The 19,007-nt window shown below is 68.8% G+C and carries 17 protein-coding genes; 6 read left to right on the top strand and 11 right to left on the bottom strand.

The window, feature by feature from the left end; all coding sequences use genetic code 11:
• Positions 1-224: 224 nt before the first annotated feature.
• Genes hisC through KAK88_RS03425 form a run of 5 tightly spaced genes read right to left on the bottom strand, consistent with a single transcriptional unit; the run spans position 225 to position 6,471 of the window.
• Positions 225-1,337, bottom strand: a complete 1,113-nt coding sequence (gene hisC, locus KAK88_RS03445; RefSeq protein WP_242077878.1) for a histidinol-phosphate transaminase — start codon at positions 1,335-1,337, stop codon at positions 225-227.
• Between the two features lie 14 nt (positions 1,338-1,351).
• The gene (locus KAK88_RS03440) at positions 1,352-2,038 is read right to left on the bottom strand and encodes a hypothetical protein (protein WP_242077877.1); all 687 of its coding nucleotides are present in this window, start codon (positions 2,036-2,038) and stop codon (positions 1,352-1,354) included.
• Positions 2,038-3,096 (bottom strand): DUF2125 domain-containing protein, encoded by a 1,059-nt coding sequence (locus KAK88_RS03435; RefSeq protein ID WP_242077876.1) that lies wholly within the window; start codon positions 3,094-3,096, stop codon positions 2,038-2,040. Before KAK88_RS03435 ends, KAK88_RS03440 begins: the two co-directional genes overlap by 1 nt.
• Positions 3,097-3,128: 32 nt before the next feature.
• Positions 3,129-3,602, bottom strand: coding sequence for a Cys-tRNA(Pro) deacylase (gene ybaK / locus KAK88_RS03430; protein ID WP_242077875.1), 474 nt, complete (start codon positions 3,600-3,602; stop codon positions 3,129-3,131).
• A 1-nt stretch (position 3,603) separates the two neighbouring features.
• Positions 3,604-6,471: an ATP-dependent DNA helicase gene (locus KAK88_RS03425; RefSeq protein WP_242077874.1), complete on the bottom strand. Its 2,868-nt coding sequence runs from the start codon at positions 6,469-6,471 to the stop codon at positions 3,604-3,606.
• A 151-nt stretch (positions 6,472-6,622) separates the two neighbouring features.
• On the opposite strand from KAK88_RS03425, the gene KAK88_RS03420 reads away from it, so the two are divergent.
• From KAK88_RS03420 to KAK88_RS03410, 3 genes are all read left to right on the top strand, one after another.
• Positions 6,623-9,049, top strand: a complete 2,427-nt coding sequence (locus tag KAK88_RS03420) for a ligase-associated DNA damage response DEXH box helicase (protein WP_242078554.1) — start codon at positions 6,623-6,625, stop codon at positions 9,047-9,049.
• Positions 9,046-9,810, top strand: a complete 765-nt coding sequence (pdeM, locus tag KAK88_RS03415; RefSeq protein ID WP_242077873.1) for a ligase-associated DNA damage response endonuclease PdeM — start codon at positions 9,046-9,048, stop codon at positions 9,808-9,810. The genes KAK88_RS03420 and pdeM overlap by 4 nt, the downstream gene beginning before the upstream one ends.
• A 93-nt stretch (positions 9,811-9,903) precedes the next feature.
• Entirely contained in the window at positions 9,904-10,365 is a 462-nt protein-coding gene (locus tag KAK88_RS03410; RefSeq protein WP_242077872.1) for a hypothetical protein, read from the top strand.
• Here the strand turns inward: KAK88_RS03410 and KAK88_RS03405 are convergent.
• The 3 genes from KAK88_RS03405 to KAK88_RS03395 form a co-directional block, all read right to left on the bottom strand.
• Positions 10,362-10,922 carry an HNH endonuclease gene (locus KAK88_RS03405; RefSeq protein WP_026108602.1) on the bottom strand — a complete coding sequence of 187 codons (561 nt, stop codon included), beginning with the start codon at positions 10,920-10,922 and terminating at the stop codon, positions 10,362-10,364. The two genes, KAK88_RS03410 and KAK88_RS03405, sit on opposite strands and share 4 nt — an antisense overlap.
• Positions 10,923-11,063: 141 nt before the next feature.
• Complete coding sequence (locus tag KAK88_RS03400) at positions 11,064-11,723, bottom strand: trimeric intracellular cation channel family protein (protein ID WP_431307203.1); 660 nt, start codon at positions 11,721-11,723, stop codon at positions 11,064-11,066.
• On the bottom strand, positions 11,720-12,370 hold the full coding sequence (locus tag KAK88_RS03395) for a DNA-3-methyladenine glycosylase family protein (RefSeq protein ID WP_242077871.1): 651 nt from the start codon (positions 12,368-12,370) through the stop codon (positions 11,720-11,722). The genes KAK88_RS03400 and KAK88_RS03395 overlap by 4 nt, the downstream gene beginning before the upstream one ends.
• 78 nt (positions 12,371-12,448) lie before the next feature.
• Here KAK88_RS03395 and gluQRS point away from each other — a divergent pair, with 78 nt between their 5' ends.
• Positions 12,449-13,312, top strand: a complete 864-nt coding sequence (gene gluQRS, locus KAK88_RS03390) for a tRNA glutamyl-Q(34) synthetase GluQRS (RefSeq protein ID WP_242077870.1) — start codon at positions 12,449-12,451, stop codon at positions 13,310-13,312.
• Here the strand turns inward: gluQRS and KAK88_RS03385 are convergent.
• From KAK88_RS03385 to KAK88_RS03375, 3 genes are all read right to left on the bottom strand, one after another.
• On the bottom strand, positions 13,296-14,105 hold the full coding sequence (locus tag KAK88_RS03385; RefSeq protein WP_242077869.1) for a TIGR02186 family protein: 810 nt from the start codon (positions 14,103-14,105) through the stop codon (positions 13,296-13,298). The genes gluQRS and KAK88_RS03385 overlap by 17 nt on opposite strands.
• The gene (locus KAK88_RS03380) at positions 14,105-15,028 is read right to left on the bottom strand and encodes a sulfite exporter TauE/SafE family protein (protein ID WP_017506607.1); all 924 of its coding nucleotides are present in this window, start codon (positions 15,026-15,028) and stop codon (positions 14,105-14,107) included. Before KAK88_RS03380 ends, KAK88_RS03385 begins: the two co-directional genes overlap by 1 nt.
• Positions 15,029-15,125: 97 nt before the next feature.
• A complete protein-coding gene (locus KAK88_RS03375) occupies positions 15,126-17,981 on the bottom strand; it encodes an SEL1-like repeat protein (protein WP_242077868.1) in 2,856 nt (951 codons plus the stop codon).
• A gap of 216 nt (positions 17,982-18,197) precedes the next feature.
• Here KAK88_RS03375 and KAK88_RS03370 point away from each other — a divergent pair, with 216 nt between their 5' ends.
• Together KAK88_RS03370 and KAK88_RS03365 are read left to right on the top strand one after the other, a co-directional pair.
• Positions 18,198-18,416 (top strand): hypothetical protein, encoded by a 219-nt coding sequence (locus KAK88_RS03370; RefSeq protein ID WP_242077867.1) that lies wholly within the window; start codon positions 18,198-18,200, stop codon positions 18,414-18,416.
• 61 nt (positions 18,417-18,477) lie between these two features.
• Complete coding sequence (locus tag KAK88_RS03365) at positions 18,478-18,975, top strand: pyridoxamine 5'-phosphate oxidase family protein (RefSeq protein WP_017506610.1); 498 nt, start codon at positions 18,478-18,480, stop codon at positions 18,973-18,975.
• Positions 18,976-19,007 lie beyond the last annotated feature (32 nt).

Here is a 19,007-nt window from a genome sequence, read left to right as displayed (position 1 = left end):
ACATCCCGCTCGCTTGCGTGCGGATCAATCTGACAACTGAGGAAGGTTCCACGTTCAGATTTGCCATCAGCAGTCAAGATAGGCGGACCTTCGAGCACAAGGCCGCCCATCGCTTCACATCGCTGGGTAGGATCAGTCGGAAGTGGAGGCAAGGGCGTGGCGCAGGCTGAAAGGCCCAACACCACGCCGCCTGCCAATGTGCCGATCCGTCGCACGTTCACCGCCTACTGAGCCGCGAACTCGCTCAGCGCGTCGATGACGGCGCGGTTCTGGTCTTCCGTGCCGATGGTGATCCGCAGGGCCTGGGGCAGGCCGTAACCGCCGACAGGGCGGACGATGATGCCCTTGGTGTTCAGATAGTCGTTGGCGGCGGCGGCGCGTTCGGCCCCGTCGAACACCACCAGAACGAAGTTGCCGGCGCTGGGCAGAACCTCGAAGCCGAAGCCGCGCAGAGCCTGGGTCAGGCGCGGCTTCCAGTTCGAGATCAGATCGCGCGACGCCGTCTGGTGCGCCTCGTCCGACAGCGCGGCGGTCGCGGCTTCCAGCCCCGGCACCGAGACATTGAACGGCAGGCGGATGCGGTCGATGGCCTCGGCGACCTTCACCGGCGCATAGCCGAAACCGATGCGCAAACCGCCCAGTCCGTGGATCTTCGAGAAGGTGCGGGTGACGACGATGTTCTCGGCGTCCTTGGCCAGCGGGAAGGCGGTCTCCCAGTCGGCCTCGGTCACATATTCCGCATAGGCCTCGTCCACGACCAGGATGATGTGGGCCGGCAGGGCGGCGTGAAGGCGGCGGATTTCCTCGCCCGTATTGTAGCTGCCGGTGGGGTTGGACGGATTGGAGACATAGACGATCTTGGTGCGGTCATCGACCTGGGCCAGCAGGGCGTCGACCTCGGCCTTGAAGTTCGGCTCGGGCGCCAGCTTGACCTGGGCTTCGCAACCCAGGGCGCTGATGCGGTAGGCGAGGAAACCGTACTGGCCGCAGACGATGTTGTCGCCCGCCGTCAGATAGGTCTGGTTCAACAGGGCGAAAACCTCGTCCGAGCCGTTGCCGAAGATCAGCCGCTCAGGCTCCAACCCGTGCAGTTCCGACACCGCGTTCCGCAGCTTGGTCGCCCGGCCGTCGGGATAGATGTGAATATTCTTGACCGCCGCCTCATAGGCCGCGCGCGCCTTTTCGCCCGCGCCGAGCATGTTCTCGTTGGAGGACAGCTTCATCGGCTCGGCGACGCCGGCGATGGACGACTTGCCGCCGACATAGGGGGCGATGTCGAGGATGCCGGGCTTGGGGGCAGGGCCCTGCGTCACGGGGCCTGGGGTCGCGTCGGTCATGGAAAGCCTTGATCTCAGAAGATGGGGGCGGCGCCGATCACGCCGCTCATTCGTCCGGGCGCGCTCTTCAGCCGCCCGTCATCGACCTGCACATAGCCCGTCAGCATCAACAGCTTCAACCCGCCCGCCGCCGCCAGCGGATCGGCGACCAGTCCCGCGTCGCTCAAGGCGTCCACGATCTTGGCCTCGGACCAGCCGCTGTCGGTGACCCAGAAGCTGCGGTCGTCGCCCGTGGGGCCGGACATCTCCTTGGACACGACGAAGGCCTGCGGCCGGCTGCGCCGATCGTCCGGCAGGGCGGCGACGATCTTCAGTTCGGGCCGCGCCAGCAGGCGGCCCCACCACGGCCGGTCGGGCGACAGGTCGATCACGGCGCGCGAGCCCGCCTCGGCCGCCTTCAACGCCTCGTCGGCAAACAGGGGCCGCGACCGCAGGCCATAGCGGTCCGTCGCCAGGGCCTGGGCCACGCCGCCGCACACGACCAGCGCGGGGCCGGTCGCCACCTCGATCCGCCCCCACACCGCCTTGACCGCCGCAGCCTCATCCGCCGAGGCGCCGTCCAGCAGTTGACGCAGGACGATGGCCGAGGCGTCGGCCCGGTCGCGCGGACCGGCGGCGACCCGCGCCCGCACCGCCTCGACCAGGGCGCGATCCAGCGCCAGCAGGGCGTCGTCGGCTTCGGGTTCGTCCAGCAGGGCCATCAGAACAGCTTGGGCGCCGGGGCCAGTGGGAAGGGGCCGAGCCAGGTGCGGCCCTCGCGGAAAACCAGCGTCAGCGGCAGCTGCTCCCTGCCCGTCGCCTCGGCCGCGCCCGCTGCTGCGGCGACCCCGGCCGCGCCGATCCGGTTCACCGGCCCCTGTCGGGTCGCCATCAAACCAGCGAGGGCGGGCAGAGGCTTTTGCGCCTGAAGCTGGACCTGGCCGGTCAGCCGGCCGTTCGCATCGGCTCGCAACACATCGCTGGAGAGGGTCGCGCGGCTGTCGCCGGCCTGCAGATCGCCGCGCACATTGCGGAATGTCCCGCCCGCCTTGGTCCAGGCGGAGAAGACGCCGGCCGCATCGCCGCCGGTCTTCAGCAGGCTGGCCTGGCCGATCTCGGCCTCTAGCTGGGTCGTCAGCCGGCCGTCCTGGGCGAAGCCTTCGACGGGGCCGTCCGCCCGCCCCTGCCCGTCCACCAAACGGAACATGACATCGACGTCGTCGGTCGGCGCGGTCGAGCCCTCAAGATGCGGCCGGGCGTAGAATTCGATCCGCGTTGCGCGGGCGATGGGGAAGGGTTCGGCGCCGGTCTGGGCCGTGAAGACCGGATTGACCATCTCCAGCGCCAGATTGGGCCAGCGCTGATCGATGCCGCTGGCGCTCATGCGGATGGCGTCGCCCTTGACCGCGACCTCGCCCTTGCCGGCGCGGGTCAGCATCAGGCCTTGCGGAGCCACCACGACCCATTTGGTCGGCTGATAGGCGTTGGCCTCTGCGGTCAGTTCGGACGCCTTGATCGCATGGCCCGACGGCGCCTGAACGATCAGGTTCGTCAAGGCCACATGGGTGCGAAACGGCCAGCCGGTGATGGATTTGTCGGCGAAGCGGATGTCCCAGCCGTCCTGACGCAGGGTCTGGACCTGAGCCTCCAGCCGCGTATCGATCTGGCGCGTCAGGAAGATCCACCATCCGGTCCAGGCCGCCAGCGCGATCAGCACCAGGATGAAGGGCGCATACAGGCCCTTGCGGCTGTGTCGCTTGGTCGTCGAGGCGTCGGTCATGCCGGACCTATAGCGCGCCGCAACTCGCCCTTCTAGGCGGTCAGGTCGGCCAGCACCGCATCCGCGACCCGGCGCGCATCCTCCGGCGCCAGACCCAGCAAAAGCCCCCGCTGACCGCCATTGATCAGGACCTGATCGAACAGGATGGCGGTTTCGTCCATCGCGGTCGGCACGGCCTTTCGCTGGCCGAACGGGCTGACCCCGCCGACCTTGTAGCCGGTCAGCCGTTCGGCGTCGGCCGGCTTCATCATCTGGCCTGACTTGGCCCCCAGAACCGCCGCCAGCTTCTTCATGCTGACCTCGCAGTCGGACGGCACGATGACGCAGGCCGGAGCCCCGTCGACCAGGACCATCAGGGTCTTGAACACCTGCTCAGGCGCCACGCCCAACGCCTCGGCGGCCTGCAATCCCACGCGCGGCGCGTCGGGATCATAGTCGTAGGGAAACAGAGAGAAGGCGACGCCGGCCTTGGTCAGGACGACGGTGGCGGGCGTGGTCTTGGACATCCTACGTCGTCTCGGGATTCAGGAAACTGCGGGTCAGTTCGACCGCATCGGCCAAGCCCATGCGCTGGACCTCGGTCCCGGGCGGCAGGCTGGCGAACAGGCGGGTGGGGGTGGCGGCGTCCAGCATCAGGAACACCCCCTTGTCGTCGCCGCGCCGGATCAGCCGACCGAACGCCTGGGCGATGCGGGCGCGGGCCAGGGCATCGTCATAACCCTTGCCGCCCAACCGTTCGCGCCGCGCCTTGTGCAGCAGGTCCGGCCGCGGCCACGGCACACGGTCGAAGGCGAGCACCCGCAGCGACCGTCCCGGCACGTCCACCCCGTCGCGCACCGCATCAGTGCCCAACAGGCAGGAATTCTCCTCGACCCGGAACATGTCCACCAGCGCCCCGACCTCCAGCGGATCGACGTGCTGGGCATACAGAGGCACGCCGGACTTCGCCAGATCGGGCCCCAGCCGCTCATAGACCGCCTTCAATCGGCGAATGGCGGTGAACAGGCCCAGGCCCCCGCCGCCCGCAGCCAGGAACAGCTCGCGCATCGCCGCCGCCGTCTGGCGCGGATCGTCCTTGACCAGGTCGTTGACGACGATGACCCGGCTGTTGGCGACATAGTCGAACGGGCTCTCGACTTTCAGGGTGCGGGGCGGCTCGATCAGACGCGCCGAGCCGGTCCGCATCCGCGCCAGGTCGAACGGATCTTCCTGCAAGGGGTCGGACAGGGTGGCGGAGGTCACCAACACCCCGTGCGACGGCACGATCACGGCGGCCTCCAGCGGAACGGTCGGGTCGATCCAGTGGCGGCGCAGGGCCACGTCGTGGATGCGGCCGAACGCCGTCTCGGCCGACAGCCAATCGACGAAGTCAGGATCGGGCTGATCGCCGCCATCCTCCAGCGCCGCCAGCATCGAACGCCACCCCGGCAAGGTCATCCGAGCGCGCCGATCCAGCCCGCGCAGCGCCCCTTCGATGCGCGACCGTTGCGACCCGTCCAGCTCGGCCGCCTCGTCGTCGAGAATGTCTTCCAGATGTCGCGACAGGGCCAGCAGCGGCGCCTCGATGGCGGCCAGGGCCTGAGCCGCCGCGCGCGCCGTCTCGGCGACCGGATCGGTCACCGGCTTCAGCGCGCACTCCATGCCGAACTCGGGCCCGCCCCCGAATCCGCCATTGCTGTTGGTCTCCGCCGTGCGGGCGCGCAGTTGATCCAACGCGGCGGCCAGGAAGGCTTCGATCGGGCCGATGGGATTGACCTCGCCCGAGGCCGGCGCGACGCGGCCCGACACGCCTTCGCCCGGCAGAGCGGCCGAGGCCCGGATGGCGTCCTGCAGCGCCTTCATCGCCGCCTCATTGTCGTTGACCATGTCGCCCAGCCGCTGCTCCAGCCCGCGGCCGCGACGCCCCCGCCCCTCCGGCCCCCGGATCCAGCGGCGCAGCTCGGCCGCCTCCTGGCCCGACAGGCAGGCGGAAAAGGCGCTGTCGGCGGCGTCGAAAAGGTGGTGGCCCTCATCGAAGACGATCCGCTTCAGCGCCGCCGTCTCACCGTCCGACTTCTGGCCCCGCGCCGAGCGCGCGCCGTCGAACGCCGCCTGGGTCAGGACCAGGGCGTGGTTGGCGATGACCAAATCCGCGCGGCGGCTGGCGCGGATCGTCTTTTCGACGAAACAGGTGCGGTAGTGCGGACAGGCGGCATGGACGCACTCGCCGCGCCGATCCACCAGATTGGCCGCTCCCGCCGCATGGGCGGCCGGCATGGCGAACAGGCCAGGCAGCCAGCCGGGGAAGTCCCCGCCCGTCATGTCGCCGTCGCGCGTATGCAGCGCCCATCGCCCGGCCAGCGCCAGGCCGATCAGGTCGCCATTCCCCAGCTGAGCCGCCTGGACCATGTCCTGCAGGTTCAGGACGCACAGATAGTTCTCGCGCCCCTTGCGGATCACCGCCTTCTTCTTGCGCTCGGCCGGATCGGGCCACAGCGAATGGCTTTCGCGGTCGATCTGACGTTGCAGCGCGCGGGTATAGGTCGAAATCCAGGCCGCTCCCTGGTTCCGCTCGGCCCACAGGGAGGCGGGCGCCAGATAGCCCAGCGTCTTGCCCGTGCCGGTCCCCGCCTCGGCCAGCAGCATGCGGGGCCGCCCCTCCTCATTCCTCGGCGAAAAGGCGAAGGCGGCTTCGGCGGCGTAGTCCGATTGGGTCGGCCGCGTCTCGTCCAGCCCCGAGGCCTGAAGCAGCTTTTCCAGCCGGATGCGGGCGCTCTCGCTGTCGACCGGCGCCGATCCCGCCTCGCCGCGCGGCGCCTCATCCTCCCATTCGGTCAGCCGCGACCAGACATCCATGCCCGACCCGCGATGCTGGCGCGCCCGCACGCCGCCGGCCTCCAGCGCCTGAACCACCCGCTTGCCCCAGGCCCAGCCCGCCCGCTGCATCGTCAGCGCCAGGACATAGGCCGCCTCGCGCTCCGGATAGGCCGGATCGGCCAGTTCGCGTAGCAGCAGCCCCGCCGCCTCGCGCAAGGCCGCCGCCTGTTCTTCCGCCGACTTCGGCTCGGCCAGCCCAAGCGACAGGGCCAGCCCCGTGGGCGACGGCGCACAAAAGCGCGCCGGCCGTACGAAGGCGTAAAGCTCCAGCACATCCATCAAATCAGTCGACCTCGGCGGCGGGGTCAGCCCCAACCGGCGCGCCGTCAGCGACGCATGGGCGACCATCACCGCACCCGTGCTGAAGAACCCCTCGGCCGCCCCGCGCCCGATCTTTCTGGCCCCCGCCTCGTCACACACCGCCCCTGCGCCCGGCGGCGTGGCGAGCGCCGGCGGCAAGTCCGCCCACGGCTGGGCGCCAGTCGGGCGGGTTTCGGAAATGACGGATTCGTCGGACACGTCCGATAGATAGCGAGCCTGGGGCTGAAACGGAACGGGAACATGCTATATCCCGACCGTGACGACCGCCGCCGCTCCCGCAACGCTTCCGCCCCTGTTCGCCGACTGGTTCGCGTCGCGCGGCTGGGCGCCCCGGCGGCATCAGCTGGAGATGGTCGCGGCGGGAGAGGCCGGCAGCCACGCCCTGCTGGTCGCGCCGACCGGCGGGGGCAAGACGCTGGCGGGGTTTCTGCCCAGCCTGATCGACCTGGCCGAGCGCGGACCGAAGCCGGCGACGGGACCAGGGTCGGGGGTGCATACGCTTTATCTGTCGCCGCTGAAGGCCCTGACGACGGACGTCGAGCGCAACCTGATGACTCCGATCCGCGAGATCGGGCTGAACATCCACGTCGAGACGCGCACCGGCGACACCAAACAGTCCAAACGCCAGCGACAGCGCGACTTCCCGCCCGACATCCTGCTGACCACGCCCGAGCAGCTGGCCCTGTTCTGCGCCTGGGAAGGCGCCCGGTCCTATTTCGCCGACCTGAGATGCGTGGTGCTGGACGAGGTGCACGCGATCTGGAGCGGCAAGCGCGGGGACCTGCTGTCTCTGGGTCTGGGGCGATTGCAAAGTTTCGCACCCGATATGCGCCGGGTGGGGCTTAGCGCGACCATCGAAGATCCCGATCTGATCCGGGGATGGCTCAGTCCCTCGCCCGGCGTCGCCGATGTGACCCTCGTCCGCGGCGATCCCGGCGCGCCGGCGGTCATCGACGTGCTGATTTCAGAGGGCAAGGTCCCTTGGGCCGGCCACACCGGCCAGCACGCCATTCCGGAGGTCTATGCCGCCATCCAGCGTTCGACCCTGGCGCTGATCTTCGTCAACACCCGCTGGCAGTCGGAGTTCGTGTTCCAGCAGCTGTGGGCCATAAACGACGAGAACCTGCCCATCGGCCTGCACCACGGCTCGCTGGCGGCCGAGCAGCGGCGCAAGATCGAGGCGGCCATGGCGCGCGGCGACCTCAGGGCCGTGGTCTGCACCTCGACGCTGGATCTGGGCATCGATTGGGGCGACGTCGATCTGGTGATCCAGATGGCCGCTCCTAAAGGATCCAGCCGTCTGGTCCAGCGGATCGGCCGCGCCAACCACCGGCTGGACGAGCCGTCGCGCGCGCTTCTGGTGCCCGCCAGCCGGTTCGAGATGCTGGAGTGCCAAGCGGCGCGCGAGGCCGTCGCGGACAACGCCTTCGACTGGGAGCCGGTCCATATCGGCACGCTCGACACCTTGGCCCAGCACGTCATGGGCGTCGCCTGTTCCGAGCCGTTCGACATGCAGGTCCTGTATGACGAGATCACCGGCTGCGGCCCCTATCGCGCCGTGACCTGGGAGCAGTTCGAGGAGGTGGTCGATTTCGTCGCCACCGGCGGCTATGCGCTGCGCACCTACGACCGGTTCGCCCGGATCGTGCGCACGCCGAATGGCCGCTGGAAGGTCCGCAACCAGCATATCGCCCAGCGGCACCGCATGAACGTCGGCGCCATCGTCTCGGCGGGCACGCTGAACGTCCGCGTCGCCAGCCGTCGCGGCGGCGCCTCGCGCCAGCTGATCGGCGGCCGCAAAGTCGGCGAGGCCGAGGAGTGGTATTTCGAACAGCTGACGCCCGGCGACACCTTCCAATTCGCCGGCCAGACCTGGGCGTTCCAGGGCATCACCGGCACCGACGCCCTGGTCACCCACGCCAATGACAGCGACCCCAAGATTCCGTCGTGGGGCGGATCGAAGTTCCCGCTGTCGACTTCGCTGGCCGACCGGGTGCGCACCATGATCCACGACCGCGATCACTGGCGCGTCCTGCCGCCCGACGTGCAGGAATGGCTGGAGTTGCAGGAAACCCGCTCGGTCATTCCCGACGCCGAATCCATGCTGGTCGAAACCTTCCCGCGCGGCAGTCGGCATTTCCTGGTGGCCTATCCGTTCGAGGGCAATCTGGCCCACACCACCCTGTGCATGCTGCTGACCCGGCGGCTGGACCGGATGGGCGTCGGGCCGCTGGGGTTCGTCGTGACCGACTATTCGCTGGCGATCTGGTCGATCAAGCCGATGGACACGGTCGATCTGGACGCCCTGTTCCAGCCGGACATGCTGGGCGACGATCTGGAAGCCTGGCTGGAGGAAAGCTTCATGATGAAGCGATCCTTCCGCAATTGCGCCCTGATCTCAGGCTTGATCGAACGCCGCCAGCCCGGCGCCGAAAAGACCGGCCGGCAGGTGACCTTCTCCACCGACCTGATCTACGACGTGCTTCGCCGCCACCAACCCGACCATCTGCTGCTGAAGACCGCCCGCGCCGACGCGGCCTCCGGCCTGCTGGACGTCGCGCGCCTGGGCCAGATGCTGACCCGCATCGAGGGGCGCATCCGCCACCAACCCTTGAACCGCGCCTCGCCCTTCTGCGTGCCTGTGCTCGTCCAGATCGGACGCGAGCGGGTCAGCGGAGACGCCGCCGAAATGATCCTGGACGAAAGCGCCGACCTGCTGATCGCCGAGGTCATGGACGACGCCGAGCCGCCCAGCCAGTCGGGGGCCGCCGCATGAACGCCGCCCTGCGCCAGACCCTGTCCCCGGCCCGCAAGATCTGCGGTTCGCTGAGCGTGCGGATCGCGGGCGAGGCCTGCGTGCTGCGCTGTTCCGGCGCGATGTGGGTTCCGGCCCACCGCACCCTGATCGTCGCAGACCTGCATCTGGAAAAGGGCTCTGCCTTTGCCGTGCGCGGCCAACTTTTGCCGCCCTATGACAGCCGGGCCACGCTGGACAGGCTGGAAGCCGAGATCGTCGAGCTGAACCCGGCCTTGGTCGTGCTGCTGGGCGACAGCTTCCATGACACCAAGGCCATTCCCCGTATGGCGGCCGACGACCGGGCGCGGCTGGACCGGCTGGCGGCGGGGCGCGACTGGCTGTGGCTGGAAGGCAATCACGACCGCGAGGCCCTGAATCGCAGCCTGGCTCGCGATGCCGACACGGCGTCCCGCCTGCCCGGCCGGATCGTCGGCGATATGGCTTTGGGCGCGCTGCGTCTGACCCACGAACCGGAGGCGCTGAGCGCCGACGACGATCGTCGTGGCGAGGTCGCGGGCCACCTGCACCCCGCCGCCAAGATCGCCGCCTATGGACGCGGCGTGCGCCGTCCTTGCTTCGTCACCGACGGATCGCGCATCGTCCTGCCGGCCTTCGGCGCCTTTACCGGCGGGCTGAACGTGCGCGATCCCGCCATCGCCGACCTGTTCGCCGCCCCTCCCCTGGCCGCCGCCCTGGGACGCGACCGGGTCCACGCTCTGGATTGGGCGATCCTGCGATAGTCTGTTCGTAAAGCGTTCAGCACGTCGCTTCACCGCATCTTGGCGGACGGCGATGCAGGATGACGGCGGATCAAGGTCACGGACACCCGCCTCATGCTCACGCCCCGCCGCATCGTCATGACCGTCCGCCTCGGCTTCGCCCTGGCGGCGCTGGGCATGGCCGTCCTGATGCTGGGACCGTTCCAGGGTCTGGAACAGGTCTTCGGCCTGAACGACAAGGCTGCCCATGTGATCGCCTTCTATGGCGTGGCCAGCGGCCTGTTCCTGATCGCGCCGAACCAGCGCCGCGACGACCTGGCCCTCTATGTCATCGCCGCCGCCTTCGCCGCCGAACTGCTTCAGGCCCTGACCGGCCGCAGCGTCTCGATCATCGATTTCCTGGCGGGCGCGGCCGGCGTCGCCGCCGCCTGGGCGCCCGGCCGGATCGAACAGTTGCGCCAGGCCTTCCGCCGCCATCCGGACATGACCCTGGCCGAGATCGATCGTCTGGATCGCCGACTGCGCCGTCGCCGCGTCGAAACCAGCCGCCCGGGCGTCGCCGTCCTGCGCCCCTAGGGCTCCAACTCGATGTCCCAATAAAGATAGTCCAGCCAGCTCTGATGCAGATAGTGTGGCGGGAAGCGTCGGCCGGCGTCCTGAAGCTGCCAGGCGTTGGGGCGATAGGGTTCGCGGCGGATCGGCATCATGGCCTGGCGCGGCGTTCGCCCGCCCTTGGCCAGATTGCAGGGGCTGCAGGCCGCGACGATATTGTCCCAGGTCGTGCGTCCGCCCTGTGAGCGGGGGATGACATGGTCGAACGTCAGTTCAGCCGACTGACCGCAGTATTGGCAGGCGAAACCGTCGCGCAGAAAAACGTTGAAGCGGGTGAAGGCGGGGCTGCGGTCCTGATCCACATAGCTGCGCAGCGCGATCACGCTGGGAAGCTGCATCTCCATCGACGGCGAGCGGACGACCTTGTCATACAGGGACACCACGTCCACGCGGTCCTGATAGACCGCCTTGACCGCCTCCTCCCACGGCCACAGCGACAGCGGGTAATAGGACAGCGGACGGAAGTCGGCGTTCAGCACCAACGCGGGAAAACCGGAGGGCGGTCGATGGAGAACCTGCATCAGGCCCTCCCGCTCAGACGGGGGGATTTTGAGGCGACAGAGGTGAGGACACGTCTCCTTCCCTAGTCTTGTGAGATCAGCCTACCCCTGATTCCCGCTCATCGCCATGACCAGTGTGCAGCGTTTTCGTGACGTCTTGTCTCAGACCCCGCGGGCGTGAACCGGAAACCCCGGCAGGGTCCAGCCCCAGCGCAGGGCGGCCGCACGCAGCAGGAAGCCGGACAGCGCCGCGACGATGGCGGCGGGCCAGACGCCGACGCCTGGACCCCGCAGCACCATATAGACCGTTGCCGCCAGGATCGCGGCCGTGACGTTGATCTCTCGCCGCAGCAGGATCGACGGCTGGCCCGCCAGGGTGTCGCGCACGACCCCGCCGAAACAGGCCGTCAGCGTGCCCATGACGATGCAGATCAGGGCCGGCGCCCCGGCCGCTTCGGCCTTGGCCGCCCCCATCACGCCATAGGCCGCAAGACCCACGGCATCCAGCCACAGCAGGGCGCGAAACCGCCAGTCGCGCTGCCCCACCATCCACAGGGCCGTCGAGGCGAACAGGCAGACCGCCAGATAGCGCCAGTCCTGCACCCAGAAGACCGGCAGGCCGAGCAACAGGTCACGCAGCGTCCCGCCGCCTACACCGGTGATGGCGCCGAAGAAGGCGAAGGTGACCACGTCGTGCTTCTCGCGCGCTGCGGCCAGGGCGCCGGTGGCGGCGAAGACCGCCACGCCGGCGAAATCCAGCGCGGTCAGCACGGTCTGCGGATTGCGCAGCGGTTCGGTCAGGGCCGGATCGAGCGGGGTCACGCCGGCGCATCCAGCGCGATCTCGCCACGTTTCACGCCCGTATACCAGGCCCACAGCAGGTGCGTGGCGACCGCACGATAGGGCCGCCAGACCTCAGCGCGGGCATAGGCGCCCTTCTGATCAGGCCGAACCTCTGCGCCGTCCGCCCAGCGGATCGCCTCCTGCAAGGCCACGTCGCCGCCGGGGAAGACATCAAGCCGCCCCTCGCACATCATCAGATAGGCCTCGGCCGTCCACAGACCCACGCCCTTCAGCGCCGTCAGGGAGGCGATCGCCGCGTCATCATCGAGGTTTGCCAGATGCTCCAGATCGATCTCGCCCGCAATCTGCGCCCGCGCGATGCCCTGACCATAGGTCGCCTTCTGTCGCGACAGGCCCATGCCGCGCAGTTGATCCAGATCGTGCGCCAGCAACAGCTCGGGCGTGATACCGCCCATGCCTTCGCGCAGCCGCGCCCAGACCGAAGCGGCCGAGGCGACCGACACCTGCTGCTCCACGATCATGCGGAACAAGCCTTCGAATCCGCCCACTCTCAACCGCCATTCCAGCGGCGGCGTCTGCGCATCCACGCGCACGAGCGCCGGATCGGCGGCGACCAGCGCGCGACGCGCGGCGGCGATGTCATCAGGCGTGGGTGCGAACGGCATTCGCCATGCTTACGGCCCGTCGCGCTTGTCGGAAAGAGCGGGGGCGCCGTTGAGGGCCGTAAACCGCTAAAGACATTCTTGATGTTCGCCACCCGCTTCGCCCCCTCGCCGACCGGCCGCCTGCACAAGGGCCACGCTTTTTCGGCCCTGACCGCCTGGACGGCGGCGAAGGCGGCGGGCGGGCGGTTCGTGCTGCGCATCGAGGATATCGATCCGACACGATGCCGGCCGGAATATGAGGCGGGGCTTCTGGAGGATCTGGCCTGGCTGGGGCTGGATTGGGAGACGCCGGTCCGGCGCCAGTCCGATCATCTGGGCGACTACGCCGCCGTGATCGAAAACCTGCGGGCGCGAGGCCTGCTCTATCGGTGTTTCCGCACGCGCAAGGAGATCCTGAACGCCATCGGCGGCGCGCCACACGGGGCGATGGAGGCGGCGAGGCCCGGCCCGCATTCAGCGGACGAGGAGGCGCGTCTGCTGGCCTCGGGCGCGCCATTCGCCTGGCGGCTGTCGCTGGATCGGGCGCGGGAGACCTTGGGCGAGGCGGCCTGGAACGGCCTGAGTTTCGTCGAGGAGGGCGAGGGTCCGAACGGCGAAACCGGCGTCATCGCCGTCGATCCCGAGGCGGCGGGCGATGTCGTTCTGGCGCGCAAGGATACGGGCGTCGCCTATCATCTGGCCGTGACCCATGACGACGCCCTGCAGGGGATCACCCATGTGATCCGGGGTCAGGACCTGTTCGAGGCGACCCATATGCAGCGGCTGATCCAAACCCTGATGGGCTGGCCGGCGCCGACCTATCGCCATCATGCCTTGCTGACAGGGCCGGACGGGCGGCGCTACGCCAAGCGCGATCGCTCGATCACCCTGGCCGAGCTGAGGGCCGGCGGATTGACGGCCGAGGCCCTTCGCGCCGAACTGGACTTCAGCTCCGCCGGCTGAAAATGCGCGAAGCGCCGTAGCCGGTCAGGGCGGCCAGCAGGACACACAGCACGCCGTACAGCCACGGCCGACGGTGGGCGAACTCATAGATGTCGCGCTCCAACCCGACTTTCTCGACCGTCAGCGTCAGGTTCGACACTGACTGCGGCTCGCCGTCCTGAAACAGCCAGACCTCGGCGTAGTATTTGCCGGTCGGGGCGACGGTGGGCAGTTTGACCTCGGCGCGGAACAGGCCCCGGTCAACGAACTCGACCCCTTGGGAATCGGTGTCGTAGAGGGCGGCGGCCTCCTTCAGCCGGATCACGGCGCGGCGCCAGTCCAGATAGTCGTCGCCCAGACGGCTGACGACCACGTCGCGCACGCCGTAGCGGGTGACGGTGCGGCTTTCCTCGGGCGCATCAATGCGAAGGTGATCGACGCCGACGCCCAGGCGGCGCAGTTGGCCGAAGTCGGCGATGTCGCTGAGCGGTCGGGTCGAGGCGGTCATGTAGAAGCCGGGCGCGCCCTCGAACAGCACCGGCCGGCTGTTCAGCCAGACACCCGAAGTGCGCGTCTTCTTGACCAGGCGGATCGGCGCGTCCGGCCCCCGCACAACGACCACGACGTCCGCCGGTTCAGGCGTCGGATTGAATACGGCGCCGTAGAGGACAATGGACGCACCCCGAAAACTGCTGTCGACCCGGACCTGGGCGTCGGTCAGGGCGGCGGCGACACGCAGGTCGCCGGTCGTCGCTTCGGACCGATCGAGCGGCGGGGCCGCAACGGCGGGCGGAGGGGGGGGAAGCGCCTGCATCAGTCGGCGATCCCCGGCGCGATCATGAAGATGTCGTTGGGCCGCACGAACAGATCCAGCCCCATCTGGATCCCGACCAGCAGCACGATCAGACCCAGCGCTGCGCGCAACTCCTCTGCGCGGAACCGCCCGGCGAAGCGCGCGCCGATCTGGGCGCCGACGACACCGCCGAGCAGCAGGATGGTGGACAGAACGATGTCGACCGTCTGGTTACGCCCGGCCTGAAGAATGGTGGTGATGGCGGTGGTGATGATGATCTGGAACAGGCTGGTGCCCACCACCGCGCCCGCGCGCATGCGCAGGATATAGAGCATGGCCGGGACCAGGATGAAGCCGCCGCCCACCCCCATGATGGCCGACAGGACGCCTGCGAAGACGCCCAGTCCGAACGGCGGCAGGGCGCTGATATAGAGGCCCGACTTCGGAAACTTCATCTTCAGCGGCAGGCCATACAGCCACATCGGCCGCCGACGCTGTTTGTGCGGCGCGGGCAGCCCCCGGCGGCGGCGCAGGATTTCGGTCAGGCTCTCGTTCAGCATCAGAATGCCGATCGCGCCCAGGAAGACGAGATAGGACAGAGCCACGACCAGATCGGCCTGGCCCAGCAGGCGCAGGTAGCGAAACAGCTCGACCCCCGCCAGGGCGCCGGCCGCGCCGCCGGCCGCCATCACCGACCCCATCTTGAAATCGACCGAACCCGCCCCGGCATAGCGGATGACGCCCGAGGTCGAGGAGGCCACGACATGGCTGGCCTGGCTGGCGACGGCGACGGTCGGGGGGATGCCCAGGAAGACCAGGATCGGCGCCATCAGGAAGCCGCCGCCGATGCCGAACAGGCCGGACACGAATCCGACCACCGCCCCCAGGATCACCAGGGTCGGCCAGTTCACCGAAACCTCGGCGATCGGCAGATAGATGTCCAAAGGACGCGCCTTCGGCTGGAGCGGACACAAGAATCGCCGTCAGGCGGGCGAGGTCGGGGACGACCGGGCGACCGATAGCCGCCCGGCGCCTGGGAATCTAGCCTGTCGCTTGAGTCTGGGTCTGCGACTGGGCCACGAAGGCGTCGGCGGCGGTGCGGGCCGCGCGCTGGGCCGTGGCGCTGGCCGTCGGGCGCAGGCGCGTCACGGCGGCCTGGGCCTCCGCATCGCCGCCACGCGCGGCGATCATGTACCACTTCAGCGCTTCGGTCGGATTCTTGGCCACGCCGTCGGCGCCCGTCTCATAGATGCGCGCGACGTTGTACTGGCTGTCCGGCAGGCCGCGCTCGGCCGCGTTCAGCAGCCAGGTCAGGGCCTCGGCCTGATTGGTCGCGCCGCCGTCGCCTTCATAGAGCTGCATTCCATACAGATGCATCCCGCGCGGATCGCCGCCCTCGGCCGCGCGACGGCCCCACTGACGGCTTTGGGCCGGGTCGGCGGGCACGCCATTGGCGCCGTCCAGATACAGCTGACCCAGGTAGGTTTGGGCGGGGGCGTAACCCAGGTTGGCGGCGCGCTTCATGCCGTCCAGGCCAGAGTTGTCGCCGGCCTCCAACTTGCCGATCGCCGCCTCATAGTCCGCCGCGCCAGGGCCGCCGATGTCGAAGGTCGCCTTCGGGCCGGTCGGCGTCACTGCCGACGCGGCCAGAGGCACGGCGCCGTTCGTCGTCGAGCCGCCGAAGCTGGGCATTTCGAAGTCCGGGGCGCCGCCGTCGGTCAGGGACAGATAGCCATAGACGCCCCCGGTCAGGGCGACCGCAGTGACCGAAGCCAGAAAGGTCTTCTTGACCGTCGATCCGTCCTTGGACGCCTGCCGGTCCAGCCGTTCCTGCAGCTTGGACTTGCCGCCGCGCTTCAGGCCGAAGCCCGACCGAGGCGCGGGTTCCGGCTCGGCCGGCGCGGTGATCGCAGCACGGGCGGCGTCGATGGTGCTGCGGGTCGAGGCGGCGCGGCCCGCGGCGGCGGCGGCTTCCATGCTGGAGCGCAGCCGGCGCGGATCCACGAACTCGGTCTCGCCGCCGAAATCGTCGTCGTCCGCGTCCAGGACAGCGGCGTCACGCTTTTCGGTCGGTGCGGCCGAGAAGCCCGGCGACGTCGCTTCCAGCGCGTCCTCGACGTCTGCGCCGCCGAAACCGCTGAAGGGCTGGATGATGGGCTCTACGCCGTCGGGATCGACCTGGCGCATCGGCATGTCGTCAGCCAGCGCCTCGACGGGCTCGGCCTCGGTCTGGGCGACGGGCGAAGAGGGGAAGGGCGCGGCGGTCGCGACTTCGGGCGTCACCGGATCGCTGGACCAGGCGTCCTGGTCGGTGAAGGTTTCATCGGGGAAGGCGGCGGCGCGCCAGTCGCCTTCGATGGATGCGGACTGGATCGGCGCCTGTATGGTCGCCGAGGCGGCGCGTTCCAGCACCTGTCGCGCCGGGGTCCACGCCGGCTCATTGTCCAGCGGCTTGTCACGGATCGGCGTCGGCGCGCGGGCGTCGATGCTTTCGCGGGCCTCGGCCAGCAGACGGGCGGTGCGTTCCTCGCTCAGACGCATCCGCTCGGCCAGCTCGCCGGAGGCGCGGTCGTAGCGTTGCTCGATCTTGTCCGAGCTTTCCGACAGGCGTCGGCCGATGTCTTCCAGCGCCTGCTGCGAGCGGCGCTCGGACTGGGCGATGCGATCGCTCAGCTGGTCAGAGATGCGGGTGATCTCGCCGCCCAACTTCTCCAGGGCGATGGCGTGGCGATCGTCGCTGGCGGTCAGGCGTTGGTCGACGCGGTCGATGTGGCGGGCAAACTCCTGGTCCAGACGCGCGGCGCGGCGGGCGACTTCGGTTTCGATGGTCTGGCTGACGACGTCGGCGGCGGCGCGGGCGACGGTGTCGGTGCGACCGTCGTTGTCCGTCTCGACCTTCTTGACCCGCGCATTGAGGTTGCGGGCGATGCGCAGGACCTCGCGGCCCATGGCCTCAAGACCGACGGCGCCCTTCTCTTCGGACGCCTTCAACTGATCGCCGACAGCCTGGACGGCGCGTTCGATGCGGTCGATGCGCGCGCCGGTTTCCGCGGCGTCCAGGCGTTGCATCATCTCGGCGCGATTGTTGTCGATCTGACGCGACAGGCTTTCGGCCAGTTTCTCGAAACGAACCAGGTCGCGCGCGCCTTCCGGCTCGACGCGGCTTTCGGCCGTCCGCATCCGCTGGTCCAGGGCGGCGAACGAGCGTTCCAACGTCTTCAGGGCTTCGGTCGTACGGTTCTGGGCCTCGTCCAGACGCGCGCTGACCTGGGCCAGCATTTCCGTGCCGACGCCGGGGCCGGCGGACTTCTCGACCGCCTCCATCCGCTCGCGCAGATCGCTGACGCCCAGACGCTGGCGTTCCTCGATGTCGTACAGACGCCCGGTCAGGGCGCCCAGGGAAGTCTCGATCTTGCCGAAGGCTTCCTGGGTCGAAGGGCCGGTGTCGCGTTCGAAGGCGCGCAGGCGGCGATGCCCTTCGCGCAGCTCCTCGGCGATATCGTCTATGCGGCGGGCGGCGCCCTGGGCCTCGGCCTCCTGGCCGTCCAGCCGGCGCATCAAGCCCGCGACGGCCTGATCCACGCCCTGAATGGCGACGGTCGACCGACGTTCGGCGGCTTCCAGCCGCGCGGCGATCACGTCGATGGAGGCGCTGATCCGCTGCTGGCTGTCTTCGACCTCATAGGCGTCGTCCAAACGGCGGCTGCGGTTGCGGCGTTCGTATTCGGCGGCCTGGGAGCGACGCGGCAGGGTGGCGTAGCCCTCCTCCTCGTCCTCCATGATCATGGAGTTGAGCCATTCGCCCAGCGTCATGCCGGACCGGCGCGCCAGATCCTTGGCGACCTCGCGTGCTTTGGGATCGATTCCCTTAACGCTCCACGGCGCTGCAGCGCTCACTGATTCGTCTCCCAGCCCATGCGACGAAGGCTATACCGTCAATATCGAGGGTGTAAACTGATGGTTAACCGCAATATCTAGCAGCGATATCCCAATCCTGTGGACATCGCGCCAGACAGCCGGATTTGTGAATCATCTCGGTTAACGCGGCATGAAGATTAACCTCCCGGCAAGGGTTCGCTTGCCAAGCGGCGCAGCTTTCGCCACCTGCGGCGCATGAGCCTGACCACCACCCTCGTTCTGCTGGGCGTCGCCCTCGTCGTCATGGTTTTCTGCGGATGGCGCGGCGCCCGGCCGCCCGATCCGTTCAAGGGGCCGCGCTTGATGCCGTGGCGGTTCCTGATGGTCGGGGCCGCGGCGATCGCCATGCTGCTGCTGATTCACCTGGCGACGCTGTTCGGCGCCGAGCGTGCGCCCTGGATACCTGGCGCCTAGAGGCGGGAACCCGATGACGGCCGGTCGGTTGAACCTTGCGAACCACTCAAGGAGATACCGCGTGTCCGACAAACTGACCCCCGCCGAGGCCGAGAAGGAATTCTGGAAGAGCCTGAAGGAGTCCAACACCGGCATGCTGGGCATCGATCGCCCCGGCTATCACCACCAGCCCATGACCGGTTTCGGCGAGGACGAGACGGGGACCATCTGGTTCTTCACCCGCGACGACACCGATTTCGCCCGTGACGTCGCCGGCGGCGGCCAGAACGGCATGTTCTGCTACCAAGCGAAGGACGGCAAGGTTCAAGCCTGCATCCACGGCCGTTTGGCTATCGATCAGGACCGCAGCCGCATCGAGAAATACTGGAACCCCGTCGTCGCCGCCTGGTACCCAGACGGCAAGGACGACGCCCATCTGACCCTGATCCGCTTCGACGCCGACGACGGCCGCGTCTGGGTGTCCGACAAGGGCGCGCTGGGCTTCGGCTACGAAGTCCTCAAGGCCAACCTGACCAAGAGCGTCCCGGATGTCGGCGGCGTGTCGGACGTGAAGCTGTAGGCTTCGACGCTTCAGAAACGAGAAAAGGCGGG

Origin of the sequence: Brevundimonas diminuta, from assembly GCF_022654015.1 — a bacterium.
Taxonomy (GTDB): domain Bacteria; phylum Pseudomonadota; class Alphaproteobacteria; order Caulobacterales; family Caulobacteraceae; genus Brevundimonas; species Brevundimonas diminuta_C.
The sequence above is the reverse complement of the archived record's forward strand: the minus strand, read 5'-3'. Positions and strand labels throughout refer to the sequence as shown.

Coding starts and splice junctions, on each gene's coding strand:
- pdeM (WP_242077873.1), top strand. CDS start 9,046: ATGAACGCCGCCCTGCGCCAGACCCTGTCCCCGGCCCGCAAGATCTGC.
- KAK88_RS03435 (WP_242077876.1), bottom strand. CDS start 3,096: ATGACCGACGCCTCGACGACCAAGCGACACAGCCGCAAGGGCCTGTAT.
- KAK88_RS03405 (WP_026108602.1), bottom strand. CDS start 10,922: ATGCAGGTTCTCCATCGACCGCCCTCCGGTTTTCCCGCGTTGGTGCTG.
- hisC (WP_242077878.1), bottom strand. CDS start 1,337: ATGACCGACGCGACCCCAGGCCCCGTGACGCAGGGCCCTGCCCCCAAG.
- KAK88_RS03385 (WP_242077869.1), bottom strand. CDS start 14,105: ATGCAGGCGCTTCCCCCCCCTCCGCCCGCCGTTGCGGCCCCGCCGCTC.
- KAK88_RS03370 (WP_242077867.1), top strand. CDS start 18,198: ATGAGCCTGACCACCACCCTCGTTCTGCTGGGCGTCGCCCTCGTCGTC.
- KAK88_RS03395 (WP_242077871.1), bottom strand. CDS start 12,370: ATGCCGTTCGCACCCACGCCTGATGACATCGCCGCCGCGCGTCGCGCG.
- ybaK (WP_242077875.1), bottom strand. CDS start 3,602: ATGTCCAAGACCACGCCCGCCACCGTCGTCCTGACCAAGGCCGGCGTC.
- KAK88_RS03410 (WP_242077872.1), top strand. CDS start 9,904: ATGCTCACGCCCCGCCGCATCGTCATGACCGTCCGCCTCGGCTTCGCC.
- KAK88_RS03420 (WP_242078554.1), top strand. CDS start 6,623: ATGGTCGCGGCGGGAGAGGCCGGCAGCCACGCCCTGCTGGTCGCGCCG.
- KAK88_RS03440 (WP_242077877.1), bottom strand. CDS start 2,038: ATGGCCCTGCTGGACGAACCCGAAGCCGACGACGCCCTGCTGGCGCTG.